Annotated in this window: 17 protein-coding genes and 3 tRNA genes; 17 read left to right on the forward strand and 3 right to left on the reverse strand. The window is 39.7% G+C overall.

The window, feature by feature from the left end; translation table 11 throughout:
* Window positions 1-28 precede the first annotated feature (28 nt).
* Together IZT61_RS16015 and IZT61_RS16020 are read left to right on the forward strand one after the other, a co-directional pair.
* Entirely contained in the window at window positions 29-229 is a 201-nt protein-coding gene (locus IZT61_RS16015; protein WP_196098055.1) for a hypothetical protein, read from the forward strand.
* A complete protein-coding gene (locus IZT61_RS16020) occupies window positions 213-485 on the forward strand; it encodes an isoleucyl-tRNA synthetase (protein WP_196098056.1) in 273 nt (90 codons plus the stop codon). Before IZT61_RS16015 ends, IZT61_RS16020 begins: the two co-directional genes overlap by 17 nt.
* Before the next feature lie 193 nt (window positions 486-678).
* Here the strand turns inward: IZT61_RS16020 and IZT61_RS16025 are convergent, their stop codons facing one another.
* Window positions 679-3,030, reverse strand: a complete 2,352-nt coding sequence (locus tag IZT61_RS16025; RefSeq protein ID WP_230383727.1) for an efflux RND transporter permease subunit — start codon at window positions 3,028-3,030, stop codon at window positions 679-681.
* Between the two features lie 123 nt (window positions 3,031-3,153).
* On the opposite strand from IZT61_RS16025, the gene recO reads away from it, so the two are divergent.
* The 7 genes from recO (at window position 3,154) to IZT61_RS16060 (ending at window position 9,455) form a co-directional block, all read left to right on the forward strand.
* Window positions 3,154-3,879 (forward strand): DNA repair protein RecO, encoded by a 726-nt coding sequence (gene recO / locus IZT61_RS16030; protein ID WP_196098057.1) that lies wholly within the window; start codon window positions 3,154-3,156, stop codon window positions 3,877-3,879.
* A 219-nt stretch (window positions 3,880-4,098) separates the two neighbouring features.
* Window positions 4,099-4,173 (forward strand) — tRNA-Val (locus tag IZT61_RS16035).
* Window positions 4,174-4,220: 47 nt separating this feature from the next.
* Window positions 4,221-4,295 (forward strand) — tRNA-Val (locus IZT61_RS16040).
* A gap of 2,088 nt (window positions 4,296-6,383) precedes the next feature.
* The gene (locus IZT61_RS16045) at window positions 6,384-6,632 is read left to right on the forward strand and encodes a GIY-YIG nuclease family protein (protein WP_230383961.1); all 249 of its coding nucleotides are present in this window, start codon (window positions 6,384-6,386) and stop codon (window positions 6,630-6,632) included.
* 142 nt (window positions 6,633-6,774) lie between these two features.
* Window positions 6,775-7,686 carry a UbiA prenyltransferase family protein gene (locus IZT61_RS16050; protein WP_196098059.1) on the forward strand — a complete coding sequence of 304 codons (912 nt, stop codon included), beginning with the start codon at window positions 6,775-6,777 and terminating at the stop codon, window positions 7,684-7,686.
* 171 nt (window positions 7,687-7,857) lie between these two features.
* Window positions 7,858-8,490 carry a class I SAM-dependent methyltransferase gene (locus IZT61_RS16055; protein ID WP_196098060.1) on the forward strand — a complete coding sequence of 211 codons (633 nt, stop codon included), beginning with the start codon at window positions 7,858-7,860 and terminating at the stop codon, window positions 8,488-8,490.
* Window positions 8,491-8,555: 65 nt separating this feature from the next.
* Complete coding sequence (locus tag IZT61_RS16060; RefSeq protein ID WP_196098061.1) at window positions 8,556-9,455, forward strand: NAD(P)/FAD-dependent oxidoreductase; 900 nt, start codon at window positions 8,556-8,558, stop codon at window positions 9,453-9,455.
* A gap of 9 nt (window positions 9,456-9,464) precedes the next feature.
* Here IZT61_RS16060 and IZT61_RS16065 read toward each other — a convergent pair whose 3' ends face one another.
* Complete coding sequence (locus IZT61_RS16065) at window positions 9,465-9,629, reverse strand: hypothetical protein (RefSeq protein WP_196098062.1); 165 nt, start codon at window positions 9,627-9,629, stop codon at window positions 9,465-9,467.
* Between the two features lie 562 nt (window positions 9,630-10,191).
* Between IZT61_RS16065 and IZT61_RS16070 the strand changes: the two genes are divergently transcribed.
* From IZT61_RS16070 to IZT61_RS16095, 6 genes are all read left to right on the forward strand, one after another.
* Entirely contained in the window at window positions 10,192-10,527 is a 336-nt protein-coding gene (locus tag IZT61_RS16070; protein WP_196098063.1) for a PadR family transcriptional regulator, read from the forward strand.
* Window positions 10,528-10,541: 14 nt separating this feature from the next.
* Window positions 10,542-12,281 carry a PspC domain-containing protein gene (locus IZT61_RS16075; protein WP_196098064.1) on the forward strand — a complete coding sequence of 580 codons (1,740 nt, stop codon included), beginning with the start codon at window positions 10,542-10,544 and terminating at the stop codon, window positions 12,279-12,281.
* Window positions 12,282-12,370: 89 nt separating this feature from the next.
* Window positions 12,371-14,818, forward strand: a complete 2,448-nt coding sequence (locus tag IZT61_RS16080) for a TonB-dependent receptor domain-containing protein (RefSeq protein ID WP_196098065.1) — start codon at window positions 12,371-12,373, stop codon at window positions 14,816-14,818.
* 171 nt (window positions 14,819-14,989) lie between these two features.
* Window positions 14,990-15,355: a hypothetical protein gene (locus IZT61_RS16085; protein ID WP_196098066.1), complete on the forward strand. Its 366-nt coding sequence runs from the start codon at window positions 14,990-14,992 to the stop codon at window positions 15,353-15,355.
* 112 nt (window positions 15,356-15,467) lie between these two features.
* A tRNA-Lys gene (locus IZT61_RS16090) sits at window positions 15,468-15,540 on the forward strand.
* Between the two features lie 247 nt (window positions 15,541-15,787).
* Window positions 15,788-17,008, forward strand: coding sequence for a site-specific integrase (locus IZT61_RS16095; protein ID WP_196098067.1), 1,221 nt, complete (start codon window positions 15,788-15,790; stop codon window positions 17,006-17,008).
* Window positions 17,009-18,249: 1,241 nt separating this feature from the next.
* On the opposite strand, the gene IZT61_RS16100 is transcribed toward IZT61_RS16095, so the two are convergent.
* Window positions 18,250-18,906, reverse strand: a complete 657-nt coding sequence (locus IZT61_RS16100; RefSeq protein ID WP_196098068.1) for a response regulator transcription factor — start codon at window positions 18,904-18,906, stop codon at window positions 18,250-18,252.
* A gap of 379 nt (window positions 18,907-19,285) precedes the next feature.
* Here IZT61_RS16100 and IZT61_RS16105 point away from each other — a divergent pair, with 379 nt between their 5' ends.
* Window positions 19,286-19,642, forward strand: coding sequence for a response regulator (locus IZT61_RS16105; RefSeq protein ID WP_196098069.1), 357 nt, complete (start codon window positions 19,286-19,288; stop codon window positions 19,640-19,642).
* Between the two features lies 1 nt (window position 19,643).
* Window positions 19,644-20,123 carry a hypothetical protein gene (locus IZT61_RS16110; RefSeq protein ID WP_196098070.1) on the forward strand — a complete coding sequence of 160 codons (480 nt, stop codon included), beginning with the start codon at window positions 19,644-19,646 and terminating at the stop codon, window positions 20,121-20,123.

Here is a 20,123-nt window from a genome sequence, read left to right on the forward strand (position 1 = left end):
TCAGTAGTTTTGGTGTAAATACTTTAACTTGAAATTATTTAATACTGGTCTTCTATTGATGATTCTGGCTGTGGTGGCGCTGCCGATTGTAGCGATTATTAAACCGGCTAACAGAGACTTTGTGCTTTATGCTTTCTATTTCTGTGGGCTGCTTGAATTAATTGGCCTTATATTTGTTTTATTACATATTCTCAAACTAAAAAAAACACCCAATGATAAAGCTTCTTAAATTACAAAAGGCCGTTTTTGTGCTCATCTTGGGCGTGCTCTCTTATATTGCTTATAAGGTTTTAGAGGCGTATGAGGTAAACCATGCCCGTTATCTGCAAATGCTGGCAGGTATTTTGGTTATGGTTGGTGCCTTATGGATGCTGTACCCAATTATTTTTGCAAAAAAAGATGATAGTGGGAATGCGGAAATTATAACCGACCCCACTGTTGAGGTGCCGGTAGATGGCGAAGAGGAAAAATCGGAACCGGAGTAAATCCTCTCCCAGTTAAAGTAAGCGGTAGAACGTGGGTCTCGTTATCCCTCCCTCTCCAACGGAAAGCGAAATAGCGGATTAAGCATGCGTACAATCTAATCCGTATCAGTTAAAACTACTGTTCTTTCATTATCGTTTCCTTTGGAGAGGATTGCAGCAATTTGCCAATGCAAAAGCTTCGAAAGGAGAGGATTTAATGATCAAATTCTCCGGCATTACGTGCCGATTCTTCATCGGAAACCATTTTCCTTACTTTCTTTTTGTCTAACCATAAAACCAGCGCAGGCAAAAGTGTCAGGTTAAAAATCAGGGCTACGAATAAGGTAATCGATAGCAACAGACCCAAGATTACGGTACCGCCAAAGGTTGACGCGGTAAAAATTCCGAAGCCAAAAAACAAAATCAACGCAATATGGGTCATACTCACACCCGTTTCAGTAATGGTATCGGTAATCACCCGTGGAACGCTAAAATTGGTTAGGCTCAACTCTTGTTGGTACCGGGTCAAGAAATAAATGGTTTGATCGGATGCGAGACCAAATGCAATTGTGAAAATCAAAATTGTTGACGGTTTCAACGAAATGTCGAAATAACCCATAATCCCGGCCGTAATAATCAGCGGAACAATATTCGGTAATAACGAAATAAACATGATGCCCAGGCTTTTAAATTGCGCCAGGCGTAATAGCGAAATTAATACAATCGCTAAACCAATGCTTTCGAACAAATGCCTTAACATGTAATCGGTACCTTTAGAGAAAATTACACTCGATCCGGTGAGTTCTACATCAAATTTTGCTGGTGGCAATATGCTGTCGATACGCGGTTTTAGCTCGGCCATGATAGCGTCCAGGCGTTTCGAGCCCACATCGGCCATTTGAAAACTAATTCTTGTTGTCTGGTTTCCCTTGCCTACAAAATTTGTCAGCAAACTCGCATTTCCTTTTCCCCCGCTGGCAATATAGGCGAGGATGAAGTTTTTTTCCATATTATCTGGCAAACGGAAAAAAGTTGAATTGTTGTTGTAAAAGGCTTGCGTGGCATACTTTAGCCCCATGTTAACCGAAATTGAACGCGAAAATTCGGGGTATGCGGAAATCATTTTTTCCATTTTCTCTATTCTCTTCAAGTTTGTTAAATTGAAGACGCCATTTTTCTTTTTAGTATCAATACTGACTTCAAGCGGCAAAATTCCCTCGAAATTTTTTTCGAAAAACTTCAGATCGGTTAAGATTTCCGAGTTTTTTGGCAGATCATCTACCACATAACCATTTACATTAATTTTGATTACGCCAATAAAGGCAATGATTGAAATGATGATGGTACCTATATAAATCAAGCTGCTTTTTTGTTGAACCAGTTTGTCCATCTGCACCAATAGTTTGTGCAAAAAGCCATTTTCAACATGCGTTTGGGCCTTAATTTTTGGTGAAGGAAGATAGCTAAATATGATCGGTATTAAGCATAGGCACATTAGCCACGTAACCATTACGTTTATGGCAGCCACGCTTCCAAACTGCATTAACAACTCGCTTCCGGTAAAATAAAGTACGCCGAAGCCAATTGCGGCAGTTACATTAGCGATGAGCGTAGTAACGGCGATTCTTTCTATGGTTACCGCTAAGGCTGCTTGCTTATCGATACCTTTTCTCAGCTCGTTTTGATATTTGTTTAATAGCAAAATGCTATTCGGAATACCAATAATAACAATAAGCGGCGGAATCAGGCCTGTTAAAATGGTGAGTTCGAAGCCAAATAAAACCAAGGTTCCAACGCTCCAGATTACGCCCATTACTACCACCAGAATGGGGAAGAAAACGGCATAGAATTTTTTGAAGAAAATGAAAAGGATAACCGCCGAAACGAGAATAGATAGCCCTAAGAAAAGTACAAACTCGTTGCTTACCAACTTACTTACCGCCGTGCGGATGTAAGGCAGACCTGAAATATGCGTACGGATTTTCGTCCGCTCCTGAAAAGCTTTTGCTTTATCTTCAATCTGCTTCAAAATCGGATTTCGGGCAGCGGTATTCAATATTTTGGCGTCAAAAGTAATCGCCATTAACGTGGCATTCTGTTTATTGTACACCAGGCCCTCAAAGAAGGGCGTGTTAAATAGCATGCTTTTTATCGAGTCCATCTCCACATCGGTTTTCACCAAGCCATTTGGAATCGCCTTTAGTACAAACTTCTGTTCAACGGTGTCCTTTTGTAATTGAAATATTCTTCCCGAGGACAGCACTTGCTTTATGCCCTTAAGTTGCTGTATATCATTAGACAGCTGAACCCATTGGTTGTAAATTTCTTTTTTGAAAATATCGGGAGATTGAATTCCAATCACCATCACACTTCCATCCTCACCAAAGGTTGTTTTAAACCGGGTATATTTTAAAAAGGCGCTGTCGGTAACTGGTAGAATCTTACTTCCGGCATAAGAAAGTTTGACATTCTTGGCCTGAAAAGCCATGAATACGGTGCCCAGCACAAAAAATACAATAATCGCAATACGGTTATGAAGAATAAACCTCGATAGCTTTACCCACATGTAGTGTTTAGTTTTTTAATGATATGATAAGGCAAAACTAATCTTTATTATAAATCAGAATGTGTTTTTGCGCAATTAATTTTGTACAAATAACATACTTTTGAAAAAATTGTTTTTTGCGGTATGTTGCATAAGGTTAGAGGAATTGTTTTAAAAACAACCAATTACAGCGAAAGTAGCGTAGTTGTTCAGGTGCTGACTGATAAGTTCGGAATGCAGTCTTATCTCATTAATGGTGTAAAAAAGCCGCGGGCCAAAATCAAGATGAACATGTTGCAATCGCTGCATTTACTTGATATGGTTGTGTACCATAAAGCCAATGTTGATATACAGCGGGTTGCGGAGGTTAGGCAAACGCCGGTTTTTAAGAGCATTCCATACGATATTGTAAAATCGAGCATTGTAATTTTTTTAAATGAAGTGCTTTATAAAAGTATTCGCCAGCAATCTGCAGATGATAGTTTGTTCGACTATATTTTTAATTCAGTGGCCTGGTTCGACGAAAGTGAAGTGCTTAACCCGAACTTCCATCTGTCATTTCTGTTGAAATTGTCGCGGTTTTTAGGGTTTTCGCCCAATGCGAAGAGGAGAGCAGATCAAATCTATTTCGACTTGCAAGAAGGGGAATTTGTATCGAGAGTTCCAATTCATGCAAATTATCTTCAGCTGGAAGATGCACTTAGCTTTATTGCTTTATTTATTACGCCGCTCGAAAATATATCGGAAATTAAAATGACTAACAGACAACGGCGATTTTTGTTAGATAAGATCTTGGTTTTCTATACCTTGCATACAGCATCATTTGGGGAGGTGCAATCGCACAAAATACTGGAAACATTACTCGGCTGAAAAAAAATAAAAAAGATTTGCGAAACAAGATTATAGCGCTATATTTGCATTCCCAAAAGGAAAGGGAAATTAGCTCAGCTGGTTCAGCGCATTCCGATTTCATCGGAAGGGTCGGGACAGGGGTTAACTACAGAATAAAAAGGGAAATTAGCTCAGCTGGTTCAGCGCATTCCGATTATATCGGAAGGGTTGGGACAGGGGTTAACTACAGAATAAAAAGGGAAATTAGCTCAGCTGGTTCAGAGCACCTCGTTTACACCGAGGGGGTCGGGGGTTCGAACCCCTCATTTCCCACACAATCTTTTAAGGATTTAGAAGATTTTTTATAACATAACAAAAAAGGGAAATTAGCTCAGCTGGTTCAGAGCACCTCGTTTACACCGAGGGGGTCGGGGGTTCGAACCCCTCATTTCCCACTAAAGCCTTTCAGGAAACTGAGTGGCTTTTTTGTTTATATAGGAAATTAGCTCAGCTGGTTCAGCGCATTCCGATTTCATCGGAAGTGGTCGTCCCGATCGTATATCGGGATCATTTCCCACCAAAGCCTTTCAGGAAACTGAGTGGCTTTATTGTTTATATAGGAAATTAGCTCAGCTGGTTCAGCGCATTCCGATTTCATCGGAAGGGTCGTCCCGATCGTATATCGGGATCATTTCCCACTAAAGCCTTTCAGGAAACTGAGTGGCTTTTTTGTTTATATAGGAAATTAGCTCAGCTGGTTCAGCGCATTCCGATTTCATCGGAAGTGGTCGTCCCGATCGTATATCGGGATCATTTCCCACTAAAACCTTTCAGGAAACTGAGTGGCTTTTTTGTTTATATAGGAAATTAGCTCAGCTGGTTCAGTGCATTCCGATTTCATCGGAAGTGGTCGTCCCGATCGTATATCGGGATCATTTCCCACTAAAGCCTTTCAGGAAACTGAGTGGCTTTTTTGTTTATATAGGAAATTAGCTCAGCTGGTTCAGCGCATTCCGATTTCATCGGAAGTGGTCGTCCCGATCGTATATCGGGATCATTTCCCACTAAAGCCTTTCAGGAAACTGAGTGGCTTTTTTGTTTATATAGGAAATTAGCTCAGCTGGTTCAGCGCATTCCGATTTCATCGGAAGTGGTCGTCCCGATCGTATATCGGGATCATTTCCCACTAAAACCTTTCAGGAAACTGAGTGGCTTTTTTGTTTATATAGGAAATTAGCAGCTGGTTCAGTGCATTCCGATTTCATCGGAAGTGGTCGTCCCGATCGTATATCGGGATCATTTCCCACTAAAGCCTTTCAGGAAACTGAGTGGCTTTTTTGTTTATATAGGAAATTAGCTCAGCTGGTTCAGCGCATTCCGATTTCATCGGAAGTGGTCGTCCCGATCGTATATCGGGATCATTTCCCACCAAAGCCTTTCAGGAAACTGAGTGGCTTTATTGTTTATATAGGAAATTAGCTCAGCTGGTTCAGTGCATTCCGATTTCATCGGAAGTGGTCATCCCGATCATATATCGGGATCATTTCCCACTAAAGCCTTTCAGGAAACTGAGTGGCTTTTTTGTTTATATAGGAAATTAGCTCAGCTGGTTCAGAGCGTTCCGATTATATCGGAAGTGGTCGGGACAGGGGTTAACTACAGAATAAAAAGGGAAATTAGCTCAGCTGGTTCAGTGCATTCCGATTTCATCGGAAGTGGTCGTCCCGATCGTATATCGGGATCATCTCCCACTAAAGCCTTTCAGGAAACTGAGTGGCTTTTTTGTTTATATAGGAAATTAGCTCAGCTGGTTCAGCGCATTCCGATTTCATCGGAAGTGGTCGTCCCGATCGTATATCGGGATCATTTCCCACCAAAGCCTTTCAGGAAACTGAGTGGCTTTATTGTTTATATAGGAAATTAGCTCAGCTGGTTCAGCGCATTCCGATTTCATCGGAAGGGTCGTCCCGATCGTATATCGGGATCATTTCCCACTAAAGCCTTTCAGGAAACTGAGTGGCTTTTTTGTTTATATAGGAAATTAGCTCAGCTGGTTCAGCGCATTCCGATTTCATCGGAAGTGGTCGTCCCGATCGTATATCGGGATCATTTCCCACTAAAGCCTTTCAGGAAACTGAGTGGCTTTTTTGTTTATATAGGAAATTAGCTCAGCTGGTTCAGCGCATTCCGATTTCATCGGAAGTGGTCGTCCCGATCGTATATCGGGATCATTTCCCACTAAAACCTTTCAGGAAACTGAGTGGCTTTTTTGTTTATATAGGAAATTAGCTCAGCTGGTTCAGTGCATTCCGATTTCATCGGAAGTGGTCGTCCCGATCGTATATCGGGATCATTTCCCACTAAAGCCTTTCAGGAAACTGAGTGGCTTTTTTGTTTATATAGGAAATTAGCTCAGCTGGTTCAGCGCATTCCGATTTCATCGGAAGTGGTCGTCCCGATCGTATATCGGGATCGTTTCCCACTAAAGCCTTTCAGGAAACTGAGTGGCTTTTTTGTTTCGTAACATTCCCTTATATTGTATGATGTTCTACACTTATATTCTGCATTCTAAAACTCGCAATAGATATTATATCGGGTATACTTCAAATTTAGGAGAACGGCTTATCCGGCATAATCAAAAGGGGAAAAGTTTTACTGGTAACACAAACGATTGGGAATTGGTTTATACCGAAAGTTACGAAACCAAGCTTCTTGCACGTAACAGGGAACTACAAATTAAATCATGGAAAAGCAGGACAAAGCTTGAGGAATTGATTTTAAAAAAGGGCTGACCAGTTTTATTGTTCCTGGTGTTCGCGGTGCGGGGAAATACGGGCTGCCGATCAATCTAACCCAAAATGATGTTTTTTCTTTGTGCTTTTCAATACTTTAAGTTTTTAATGCGAAATTGGCGGCAGCAAAAACCTCGTTGGCATGTTTAATAAGATCGTACGGTTTATTTTTTTCGGGAACTATTTCGTAGGTCTTTTAGCCGTTGCGTTGTCGTTAGAGGCGGTACTGCAACTGCGTTTGCCGTTTAATTCGCTAAACTATTATTTGTTGCTGTTTTTGGCACCCACCATTTACTATACCTACGCCTATAACAAAGTTTCGAACCAGCCATCAGCCACCAATCCCCGAACGCAATGGTATTTCGAACATAAGCGATTTGTAAACCGAAGCCAACTCATTTTATCGGTACTTTGCATGCTGCTGGCACTCAATCTGCTGTATCACAACCTCAATCATATTTTGGCGTTGCCTGCGGTTTACTGGATGGCCATTATTGTAATTATTGTCGCCGCGGCATTGTATTATGGGCTGTTGCCAAAATCGTTTCTACGATTTAATCTCCGCAATACAGGTTGGTTAAAGGCTTTCGTTATCGGATTTGTTTGGGCATGTTGCGCCAACGTGCTGCCTTTAATTATGCTTAAGATAGAAACTGGCATCGATTATCACGACTCCGTATTATGGACGTGGTTATTTGTTAAAAACTGGATGTTTTGTACCGTTAACGCAATCATTTTCGACATCAAAGATTATCCGACTGACGCAAACAGGCATTTACGCACCTTTGTAGTGCGATATGGCCTGCGCAAAACTATATTTAACATCTTAATCCCATTGCTCATCATCGGTCTCCTATCGCTCGGTGTTTTCGCCAGTTATAAAGGGTTTGGCATACCGCAGTCCATTTTCAACATTTTGCCTTTTATTCTTACGATTTATATTGCCTACTCAATGCACCAACGAAAAAACATACTTTACTACTTAATGGTGATTGATGGTTTGATCTTTTTCAAAGCCATTTGCGGTATCGTGGGAATGCAGTTTGTTCGATGAAGCAAAAAGGCGAAAGCAAATACATAACTTAAATAACACTTATCTTAAATAGTACAGTCATGAAACTTATTAAGCGAGTGTTAACTGTTTAATCGACCTGCGATGCAATTAACCAATTGAGTAGGTTTCAGCAGTTAATTATTAATCTTAAATCCTCTAAACCAATAAATCTTGTTAAATAATTACGATAAAATAGCCAAACATTACGATTTTTTAAGTCGTTTGGTGTTTTCAAAATCGCAGGTAAATGCGCAGATTAATCAGTTGAAGTATATTTCGAAGGGCGACTGCATATTGATTGTTGGCGGAGGAACCGGATGGATCCTCGAAGAAATTGCTGCGCTTTATCCGTCGGGAATTGAAATTACCTATGTAGAAATTTCGGAAAAGATGATCGATATTTCAAAAGCACGTCATTGTGGGCTCAACAAGGTAATCTTGGTTAATTTGGGGATTGAAGAATTTGAAAGCGATCGGGCTTTCGACATCATTGCAACCCCGTTTTTGTTCGATAATTTCTCAAAGCAAAGGGCAGAAGGGATTTTTAAGAAACTGGATAAATTGTTAAAAAACGAAGGTTTATGGTTTATGGCCGATTTTACAACAGATCATAAAAATGGGCGATGGTGGAAAAAGCTGTTTCTGAAAATCATGTACACGTTTTTTAAAATGGCTGGAAACGTTGAAGCGCGAAGCCTCGTAAATATGACCACATATTTCGATAAAGCCAGTTATTTACCAATGCATGAGGCATTTTATTATGGCCGGTTTATCAAAGCAACAATTTATAGAAAACTAAAATGACATTCCTTTAATGCAATTATGTTGCATTTGTAAATAATTTGGCGATCTTTGCTTAAAAGAACGATATGAAATTTGATGTAATCATTATAGGCGGGAGTTATGCCGGATTATCTGCTGCGTTGGCGTTGGCACGAGCGGTAAGAAGTGTGTTGGTTGTAGATGCGGGTCAGCCTTGCAATAGGCAAACGCCACATTCGCATAATTTTCTAACCCATGATGGCGATAAGCCGGCCGACATTTCTGCTGTTGCAAAGGCCGAGGTTTTAAAATATCCGACCGTTCAATTTGTGGATGGCACTGTGGTTGGTGCCGAAAAGCAAAGTGCTGGTTTCGGTATAACACTGGCTAGCGGCGAAAATTTCTCTGCCCGTAAACTTTTAATAAGCACAGGTTTAAAAGATCTGTTGCCGCCTATCAAGGGCTTTGCAGCATGCTGGGCAATATCTATAGTTCACTGCCCATACTGCCATGGTTACGAAATAAGAGATGAAAAAATCGGCTTGTTAATGAATGGAGACCACGCTTTTGAAATGGCCAGGAACCTGAATCACTGGAATAAGGATTTAACCGTTTTAACCAATGGGAAATCAAATCTTACAGCACAACAAACAGAAAAACTGGCGTCGAAATCAATAAAGATAATAGAAGAGGAAATTGCCGAATTCGAACATGAAGAGGGTGTGCTAAAAAATGTTGTTTTTTCAAACGGGGAGAAACTGATTTTAAAGGCCGTGTACGCTCGTGCTGAAGTACAGCAACATGTCGATTTTCACCTCCAATTAGGATTTGAACTTACTGAATTGAATACGATAAAAGTTGATGAACAGCAAAAAACGACTGCTGATGACGTTTACGCTGCAGGAGATTGCACAACCTTAATGCGGTCGATACCCATTATTACAGCTTCGGGCACGCTGGCCGCCATAATGATGAACAAAGAAATGATTTCAGAAGATTTTGGATAAATCATCGCACTAAAATACTATTGCGGCAATAATAGTCGCAGCAAACATCATTGCAATAACAATACGGTCGGCCGTTATCCATTGTTCTCGGGTTAACGGCGTCGCCGTTTTTTTTATGGTTTCTGCTTTGTGCCTTACCAGCCTGAATAACGAGGTGTCTAATTTAATAATCATGGGGTATGTTTTTATAGATTGTATTTGAATTATTCAATTTCTACGCCAAAATGCCTGCAAAATGTTGAATTGTTGATAACTTGGATTTTTTTGTTGATTAGTTTCCTTTTATAAGATTCCGATTACAATTCGATACTGGGTAAAATGCCTTTTGTCCTCAAAATCATACAATAAAAATGTGTAGCAGTGTCTTAATGAGTGTCTTAGCTGTATGCGTTTGTGGCCGCAAATTCATGCGGGCACTTAAATAAATAACCCTGTTTTTCGAAAATTGTTCGAAACAAAATGAAAATTTTGTCTTCCTCGCTTGGCTTACCAACTATTTGAACGCATCATCTATTGTCGCTAAGTTTAAGATTTGCAGCTTGCTTCTTACTCGCTGAATCCGATTTTTCATTAAATAAAGACGCGGCAAAGCACCTCATCAATGCGTCTTTTTCACCTCAACAAAAAAAAAACTTTAAAAAATTATTGTTTGATTATCAACGACTTAAATGAAAACTCTCTTTTCTTTTAGTACTATGTATTGCATAGTACATTATAAAACATATATCTTTGTATTATGATAGCAGAAAATACGCAAACGCAAATGCGGAAGGGAATTCTGGAATACTGTGTTTTGTCAATCATCTCGAGGGGCGAAATTTATGCCTCTGATATTATCGCCGAATTAAGGACGGCGAAATTATTGGTGGTTGAGGGTACATTATATCCATTATTAACCAGGCTTAAAAACAATGGTTTGTTAAGCTACAACTGGGTAGAATCTACCTCAGGCCCGCCCCGTAAATATTATACGCTTACCGAGGTTGGTAAGAGCATTTTATCACAATTAGATCAAACCTGGCAAGAATTGGCTTATGCCGTAGGTGTTTCGCAAAAAGGAGCCAATTCATAAATAGCAGTAAAGAAATGGAAAAGACCATCATCATAAATATAGGTAACACGATTATCCACATCGAAGAAAGTGCCTACGAACTCTTAAAAGCTTACCTTAACGAGGTTAAGCAACATTTTTCTAATCACGCCGATGATCTCGAAATTGTAACTGATATCGAAAATCGCATAGCAGAATTGTTGGCCGAGCAATTGGCTGAGCAGAAAAAGCAGGTGGTAGATGCTGCCGACGTAAATAGCGTAGTTGCCCAAATGGGACGGGTGCAAGATTTTGATTCTGTTGAGGAAAACGAAGATGAACCAATAATAAATGCCGGTTACCAGCACCAATATACCGAGAAAAAGCTGTATCGCGATATGGACGACCGCGTGGTTGCTGGAGTATGCTCGGGTATTGCACATTATATTAATACTGAAGCTAAATGGATTAGATTGGCGATGCTTCTTTTCACCTTTTTAGGCGGGGCAGGGTTACTTATATATGGGATACTTTGGGTAATTATGCCAAAGGCAACTTCGCGACTGGAAAAAATGGAAATGAAAGGCGAGCCAGCCAATTTGCAGGGTTTTCAAAAGAACCTCGATGAAGAACTGCAGGCGGTTAAAGAGCGCTTAAACGAGGTAAACAGACACGCCCAGCCCTTATTTGCCCGCCTCGGAATGTTTATAGGCGAATTTTTCGAATGGCTTGGCCGTTTTATAGCTGGCACCGGAAAAGTTATTTTTAAAGTAATTGCCGGATTTATCATTCTTTTCGGCATTCTGTTTCTGATCACATTAATTATCGGAACCGCGGCATTTCAAGGCTTTTGGGACGCCAGCATTTATGAGTATTTCCCGTTTTCGGTCATTAACGATGGCAACCGGGGAGCAATTTTGCTTGGCGCTTTTATCGTACTTTTCATTCCGATTTTGGCGCTTGTTTTATTCTCAATTCGGGTGGCGTTTAACAAACAGGCCATTAATAAAACGCTTTCTTTCGCTTTGTTAATTGTTTGGCTAATCGGTGTAGCTGTAACAGGTTATCAGGCGGCTAAAATATCTTCTGAATTTAAACAACACGCAGAGTTAACCGAAACGGTCGACTTGAAATCCTACAAAACCTATGTAATTGACATCGATAAAAGCAAGTATTTCAGTCGCGAGGATAGTATCGCCTTTCATGTCGATGCTGATAATAAAAATCAAATTGTTGTAGATGATTATGAAGATGGACCGTTTGTCTCGCCAAATAAGATTCGCATCAACATCAACAAAAGTGAAACTTCTGCTTCAAGATTGATCACCAAGTTCGAATCGCAGGGTAAAACTTTTCCTTCGGCTTTGCAAAATGCGCAGAACATTAATTACAGCTATGATCTTAAAGATTCGGTGTTTGTTTTCAATCCACGTTTTCAGTTAAATAAAGGGGCAATTTGGAGAAACCAGGAAGTGCATCTAAATCTCGAGATTCCGGTTGGAACCAAGGTGATTATAAAACAAGATTCGTACCGCTACATTAATAATTATTGGGCATGGACTTGTAGCGATGCCGAAAACGACAATGATAATTACACCGTTTGGATCATGACCGATGAAGGTTTAAAATGTGTTGCCCAGTTAAAGGAAGAAGCATTGCAGAAGAAAGCGCTGAACCAGGAGCTGCTTAAGTTAGAATCGTTGCAAAGAAACACAGCTGTTGATACGGTAAACCAGGATTCTGTTTCGAGGAGGATTAGGGAAGTTAAGGATGAACTGGGTATAGAATCCAGATAATATCGTGTTAGAAAGTAGTTTAGGCCGGTTTTACCAACGGTGTTGTTAAAGTTGGGCATGCTTACAAGTCAGATTTAATTCATAAAGCCATGAAAAAGTTGTTATTGTTAATGGCATGCCTGTTGGCGTGTTGGGCTTCCTTTGCCCAAAAATTATATCGAGTTGAAGGAAATATTGTTGATGAAAAAGCCGTTGCTGTACCGTTCGCGGTGGTAAGGTTACTCAATTATCCCGATACCACCGTCGTAAATACGGTTTCGACCGATTTGGATGGACTTTTTAAGATTGAGCAGGTAAAGAGCGGAAGTTACGTGATGTCGGTTTCGATAGTTGGTTTTAAAACGAAGCGGATACCTGTTTTTTCGGTAACCTCAGATTTCAAAATTCCGCCGATTACCATTGAAAGTAGCAGCAAACAGCTACAGGATGTGAGTATTTCGGGCAAGAAACCCTTTATCGAACATCAGATTGATAAAACGGTATTGAATGTAGAAAATAGCATTACGGCCACGGGCGGAACGGCGTTAGAAGTACTGGAGAAAGCTCCGGGTGTACAGATTGATCGGCAGAGCGACCAGATCAAACTGAACAATAAATCTGGCGTTTTGATCATGATTGATGGAAAAACTAATTTTTTGTCGGGAACGGATGTTACGGCCTTGTTGAGCAACATGAGTGCGGAGCAAATTTCGACGATAGAATTAATTACGAATCCATCATCAAAATATGATGCTGCCGGAAATGCCGGGATCATCAACATCAAGTTGAAGCGAAACAAAGCGTACGGTACAAATGGAACGGCCTCGTTTAATGGCGGCGGTGGGATTATGCCAAATTCGCCCAGCGATTTGTACCGTGCCGGCCTAAACTTAAACCTGAACCACCGAAGTGGGAAATGGAACATTTTTGGTAACGCGGCGGTGGCCAGAAAATCGAATTTTAATAACACCTTTCTGGATAGAACAACCTTATCCGATGGTATAGCAAGTTCATTAACGCAAAACTTCGATCGCAAAAACAAAGGTGTTGGCTTCCAGGGAAAAGTTGGTGCTGATTATTACGCCACTGAAAAAACCGTTTACGGTGTTATGGTCGATGCAAACACGGTAGATGCCAGGCTGACAAATTTTAGTAATACGAACATCAATGCTGTGCAGAATGGCGTTTCGACACTGAGCTACATTTTACAGGATGCATTATCGAAATCGCCGGTTGGTAATTTAACGGCAAACTTTAACATCAAACACGATTTCGATACCAAGGGAAAGACTTTAACGTTCGATGCAGATTACTCTGGCTTTAGCAATAAGAAAAACGAGAGTTTTATCGCCAATTACCTAAATGCGAATGGCGATCCGACTAACCAAACGAACTTACGCAACAATACGGATGCGCAAATTGATGTGTATGCGGCAAAAACAGATTTAACCTTGCCGGTATCGAAAACAGTAAAGATAGAAACGGGCCTTAAAAGCAGTTATGTAATTACCAATAACGATTTTTTGTCGGCGCAGTTTTTAAACAATGTCTGGCAAAACGATCTTGGCAAATCGAATAACTTCGTTTACAAAGAAAATATAAACGCCATTTACGGCAATTTCTCGAAAGAATGGAAAGCGTGGCAAATTCAGGTGGGCTTAAGGGCTGAGCACACGCATTCGAACGGCAAATCGGTTACCGATAATAACGAGGTAGATCGAAATTACCTGTCGCTTTTTCCAACAGCTTTTTTAAATCAAAAAATAAGTAAAAACCACAATATTCGGTATTCATATAGCCGGAGGGTCGATCGTCCGAATTACCAGCAGCTTAATCCGTTTGTGTTTTATATGGACCCACTGGCGGTAGATCAGGGCAACCCTTTTTTAAAGCCTCAGTTTACCGATAATTTCGAGATCAATTACAGCTACAAGGAGGTTTCATTAGCATTGAACTATTCTGATACCCGCGATATGATTACACAAATTAGTCAGCAAAACGATGCCACAAGGGTAATTAATGTAATCAGGCAAAACCTTGGGCGGTTCCAAAACTATTCGGCCAGCGTTTATGTGCCCATAAAAATCGCCAAATGGTGGAGTTTGCAGAACAATGCGAGTGTTTATTACAGCAAATTCGACGATCCGAACTTAGAAGGTGCCGCCTATAAAGCAAGTAAGGTAGCCATGAACCTGTACAGCTCCAGTTCTTTTACGTTGCCTAAAAATTTTTCCATCGAGCTTAATTTCTGGCTGAACACACCGAGAGTTTCGGGGGTGGAGAAAACAACCGTTACCCAATACGCACTTAACGCCGGGATTCAAAAAACGATGCTCGATAAAAAGCTCAAGTTAAGATTAACGATGGACGATATTTTTTTAACGAACTATTGGGCGGGAAGTTTGATTTATCAAAACGTAAACCTGAACGTAGTGAATCATTACACCAGCAGAAGGGCAAACCTTAACATCAGCTATAGCTTCGGCAACCAAAACGTAAAGTCGGCACGATCGCGAAAAACAGCTACCGATGATATCAAAGGCCGTGCAGGGGAGTAGGGGATAGTTTGGAGTTTGGAGTTTGGAATCCGTACCAAGGGCATCCCGTTGGGAAAGTCCGAAGTCCGAAGTAAAATGCCAAACAAGTTGGTGATTTTTTAACAATAAGTAGCATGCAATTAGCAATTATTTTAGCAATTCAATAATTAACCGATTAAACGATACATCAAAATGAAAAAATCAATATACAGTTTAACAATTTGCCTTGCTGTACTTGGCGCTGGCTGTCGCAATGGGCGGGGTCATTTGTCGATAAATACAACCGATTCAAATGCTGAATTTAAGTTTGAGGCGAAATACGATGAGTACAAAACCGATAGGCTGGAAAATTACCTGGATAGCGCCCTGAAAAATGAACTGCCGCTTGATCAGGATATAGACATTTTGGTTAACCTCAATGGAAGTGACAAATTCAATTTAAAGGCAAAGAAAGGCTGGTTGCAAATCAACTTTGATAAGCGTAAAAATTCGCTAAATGGCTACATGAAGGTGAAGCGGTTAACAAAAGGGATTGGTGCTAAGTTAACCGAACGATAAACTGTCATTGTCAAAGCGCAATGGCTATTTTGTTAAGTGAATGATTCATCAACCTGCGAAACATTTACATGTTAAAAATATCAGGTTATTTATGTTATATTTGTCTTAACATGACTTCTTAGCTCAGCTGGTAGAGCAACAGACTCTTAATCTGTGGGTCCAGGGTTCGAACCCCTGAGGGGTCACTGAAAACAAAAGCAAAAAACACTAGAACGCTATAAATCAAATGATTAGTGTTTTGCGTGAAAGGCTAAAAGACCTAATATGTGCATAAAATCACACATAAAAGGTGAGTCATTCGGTGAGTCATTTGAAATTTTAAAATGACTCACCGAATAGCTTGTAACTTTCTGTTAATCAAGTAGTTCAGGAGATGGACATCTTGTCGTTTTTAGACTGTAAAGCTAACTTTGTTAACCTTTATTCAGTTATATGAAAACTAATTTCAGTATGCTCTTTTACGTGAAGAGGCCAAAAAATCAACAAAAAAGAATTGTTCCGGTTTATGTTCGCATAACGGTTTCAGGAAAACGATCCGAGACAACTACCGGTGTAAATTGTGATCTCGACCGCTGGAATCCTAAAACAGGTCGCCAGATCGGAAATAAAGAGGAAGTGAAAATTTTCAATGCATACCTTGACAATCTTCAATCAGAAATTTATAAGGCACATAAAAATCTTTCGGAATCATCTGAGGAAATTACAGCGGAAAGTATTAGGTGTAAGTGGTTAGGGATTGAAAAGGAAGTTCACACCGTGATGGACGCTATGAAGCTTCACAACCAAAAGATGGAAGCTTTGATCGGGAATGGTTATGCCATAGGAACCCTTAAAAGATTTCAGGTGTTGGAGCGTCATGTACAAGCATTTCTTGAAAAGGAATATCGTACCAAGGACATGAACATTAAGAAAATCAATCGTCCTTTTATAACTGATTTTGAATTTTTTTTGAGAACGGAAAATAGATGTTCTGCCAATACTGCTGCAAAATACCTAAAGAACTTTGGGAAAATTCTCCGGATTACTTTGGCTTCCGGATGGATTGATAGGGATCCGATGTTTGGTTATAAGATTAAGATGAAACCTGTCGAACGTCCTTTTTTGACAGACGATGAACTTAATAGCTTGGCCAGGAAAAAATTTTCTACTGAAAGACTTTCCCAGGTGAGGGATATTTTTCTTTTTTGTTGTCTTACCGGACTTGCATATTCAGACGTAGAAAAACTCAGTTTATCAAATATCCAGATAGGTATAGATGGGAGCAACTGGATTTATACCAACAGGACAAAAACAGGTGTCCGCTCTGCAGTTCCTTTACTAGCTTCAGCTGTTGTAATACTTGACAGATATAAAGATAATGCGTATTGTACGAATAAGGGTAGGGTTTTACCGGTATCAAGCAACCAGAAGATGAATGAGTATTTAAAAGAGATTGCAATTCTCTGTGGAATTGAAAAACACTTGAGCTCCCACATTGCAAGGCACACTTTTGCAACAACGGTGACTTTACTAAATGGAGTTCCGATCGAAAGCGTTTCAAAAATGCTAGGACATACCAATATCAAAACAACTCAAATTTATGCCAAAATCTTAGATATTAAGGTGAGCGCAGACATGGCGCTATTGAAAGAAAAATTTTCTATTCTCCAATAATTGAAATGGCATAGCTTTTAAATAGAGTTATAACAATTCTTTGAAATGACTGTTAATCAGAGGGTCGCTGGTTCGAGCCCAGCAGAGGGAGCTGATAATCAATCAGTTAGCCCCGCTCCGTCCGAGTGGGGTTTTTTATTTGCACAAAATTTGCACTTCAAAATTTCTACTAATTTTTTTCCTCCAAATTGCTATAAACGAAAAAGTAGAAGATTTTTTTAGATTTTATACCTCGGTTACTTTACTCGAAATTGACATGTTAAATTTAAGCATTTTGGTAGTGCAAATTTTAATTTGCACAGAATTTGCACACATTTTGGTGCTGGTTGTACAAGGTCGATCTCCGAAAATTCGACCCTTTCAGATTATTGCAAAACGTTGGTTAATCTTGAGAATTTATTAACAATAAGCTTGAAGGGCAGTATTGGAAAAAGGAACTTGCTATAAGTTTTACTAAGGAATCATGATTTTGAAATATAATCCAATAGCTTTATCAATGAATTGTTTCAGCTAATTTTGTATTATCAAGATACGATCGTTTTTTGATAAAAATTTTATTAAGAAAACTTTTAACTAATGGGCTTTTTGGAAAAACCAGAGTAGATTGACCCCGTCTCACCGGAAATAAATTTGTTATAAATGATTGGTTGCCATTTTGGTATTGAATTGGCGGAAAGGGGTTAAATCAATTGGTTTGTCCAGTCAGGAAGACAAACCGGATATATCCTTGTCTTAATGATAATTGCCCATCCCTGCATAGTTATAGTTGAACAACCCAACACTTATAGCAGCTTCGTCGCCAAACCCTTTTTTATTGATGAACTGATCAGATAGGTTGCTCCAGATGTCGAGGTTAATTAAGTACCGAGATAAATTATTATAATCACTTCGGAAACATAACCTAATTCGGTACACTGTTCAGAAAGCTCCGAAGACGACCGAACCATTGGTGGACTTGAGAGTTTTGTTATCGAAGATAAAAGCTGGAAGATTAAAGATTGAATCTGACTCAGGATTTTCATTTCAGCAAATTTTTTTTATTTTTCCCAATTCAACAGAAAATAGAGTAAAGAAACCTTTTGGTAACTATTAAATTAGCTCAGAAGAGACCAACCTAAGTTAACTTTCCAAAGTGGATAAATACTTATGAATCGGAGGCAAAAGTTGAGAAACGGATTGGAATGTTGAATACCCTTTTTTAAATTGGGTTATAATATTCTGAAGCTTAAATAGGTTAACAACTAAGTAATTAGATTATGGGTGATGGCGTAATGAACCAAAACAGCACTATTTCTGGAGTTGCTTTTGTCGATAAGGCTCTGACGGTGTCCCTCAACGGTTCTTTTGCTCAAAAAGATCTTATCTGCGATTTCCTGATTGGTAAATCCCTTAGCTATAAGGTCCAGAATTTCGATTTCCCTGTCAGTAAACTCCGGGAATTCGGCAGAATCAATCCCATTATTTTCGACTTCCTGATATTTCAACGGAATCATTTTTTCTACCGATTCAGAGCAAAGAAACTTTTTGCCCTGTCCAACAGACCTCAGGGCGTAGATCAGCTCATGTGGTTCTGCAGATTTGGTGAGGTATGCAAGGCAACCTGCAATAAAGCATTTTTTTATCTGCCGCTCCGAATCCAGCATTGATAAGGCAACAGTTCTTATATCAGGATGTGTAAGTCTTATTTGATTGAACAATTCAAATCCATCGAGCTCCGGCATATTTACATCTGAAAGAATAATATCAGCTGTTTTGCCGGATGAAAGAAAATCAAGGACCTGTTGTCCATTGGACGCTTCGGCAACCACCTCCATGTCATCCTGCTCATCGATCAGCCTTTTGATTCCATGCCTTACCACCGCATGGTCCTCTGCAAGAATAATTTTAAGGTTTTTCATCTTTTCTGTTTTACTATTTGAATGCATCTGAAGTGCCTAATTAACAACTGATTTTTTCACAAACCGTACAAATACAAGCTGAAATATACAGTTATTCTAGTTGTAATCTGCTATTTATTAGTTAATGCGTACCCGCTCATAAAACTTTACGTAGTTGCCAACAAAATACACCCCTTGATAGGAAAATGTGTTGCTGCAAGTCTATCTAACTGGCCTAAAAAAAGAAACATATTAAAAATCCCTTAAATCAGCTTCCTCAAGGCTTATTTAAATAAGTATTAAAATATTCCATACTCAAATTTCCATTGCCTGATACGGGAAATGAACTTAGCTATTTCACCGTGTATGTACTTGAACTATTTTTGTAAAAATAAATTGAATGGCAAGAATCTTAGTGCTTGAAAATGATGTGGGTAATGCAGAAGTCATTGAACTGATTTTGCGCGAAGAGCGGCATGAAGTGCTGAACATACAATGCACGAATCTACTTGCCGGAGCAATCGATAAATTTTTACCACAGCTCATTATCATGGATATTTTGTTGGACAATGCTGATGGACGCGTGCTTTGCAACAATTTAAAATCAGACAGTAAGACCAGTCAAATACCCATCTTACTTATTACAGCGATGATGGAATCACATGCACTATTAATTACTTCCCGGGCAGACTGCCTTATGCTAAAGCCATTTGACTATAGCCTGCTGACCAGAAAAGTTAATGAAATGATAAATTAAAATGAAATTTGAAACCATGATAAAGCCAAATATTCCAATAGCCAGATGTCTCATTGTCGACGCTGATTGCTTTGCTGCAAATAAGGTGGAAAAGTGCTTGGTCGCTCTGCCTTGGATTAGATTGCTTGGGATTGTTTCTGATGCCGGTGGAGCAAGGGCAGTTTTATCGGAAAACCAGTCCCTGGATGTTATTTTTTTTGGTACAGGCGTAAATAACGCACATGCCTTTGAGATCGCCGCTGCCCTCAGGGATCATGTAACATGCATGGTGTTTATCGGTGATAATAATGAATCTGCACTCAAGGCTTTTCAGGTTGGGGGAGACCACTTTGTCCAACGTCGGCTTCTGGTTTCAGATTTCACTAAGACCTTGGGTGAGCTTATCATCAAAAAGCTTGATTCAGCGGAAAAAATAAATGTATCAAACGGCAATCTATGGATTCCCTTACAAACTGGTAATTCTACAAATCAATTTTTATGA

This window comes from Pedobacter endophyticus, from assembly GCF_015679185.1.
Classification (GTDB): Bacteria; Bacteroidota; Bacteroidia; order Sphingobacteriales; family Sphingobacteriaceae; genus Pedobacter; species Pedobacter endophyticus.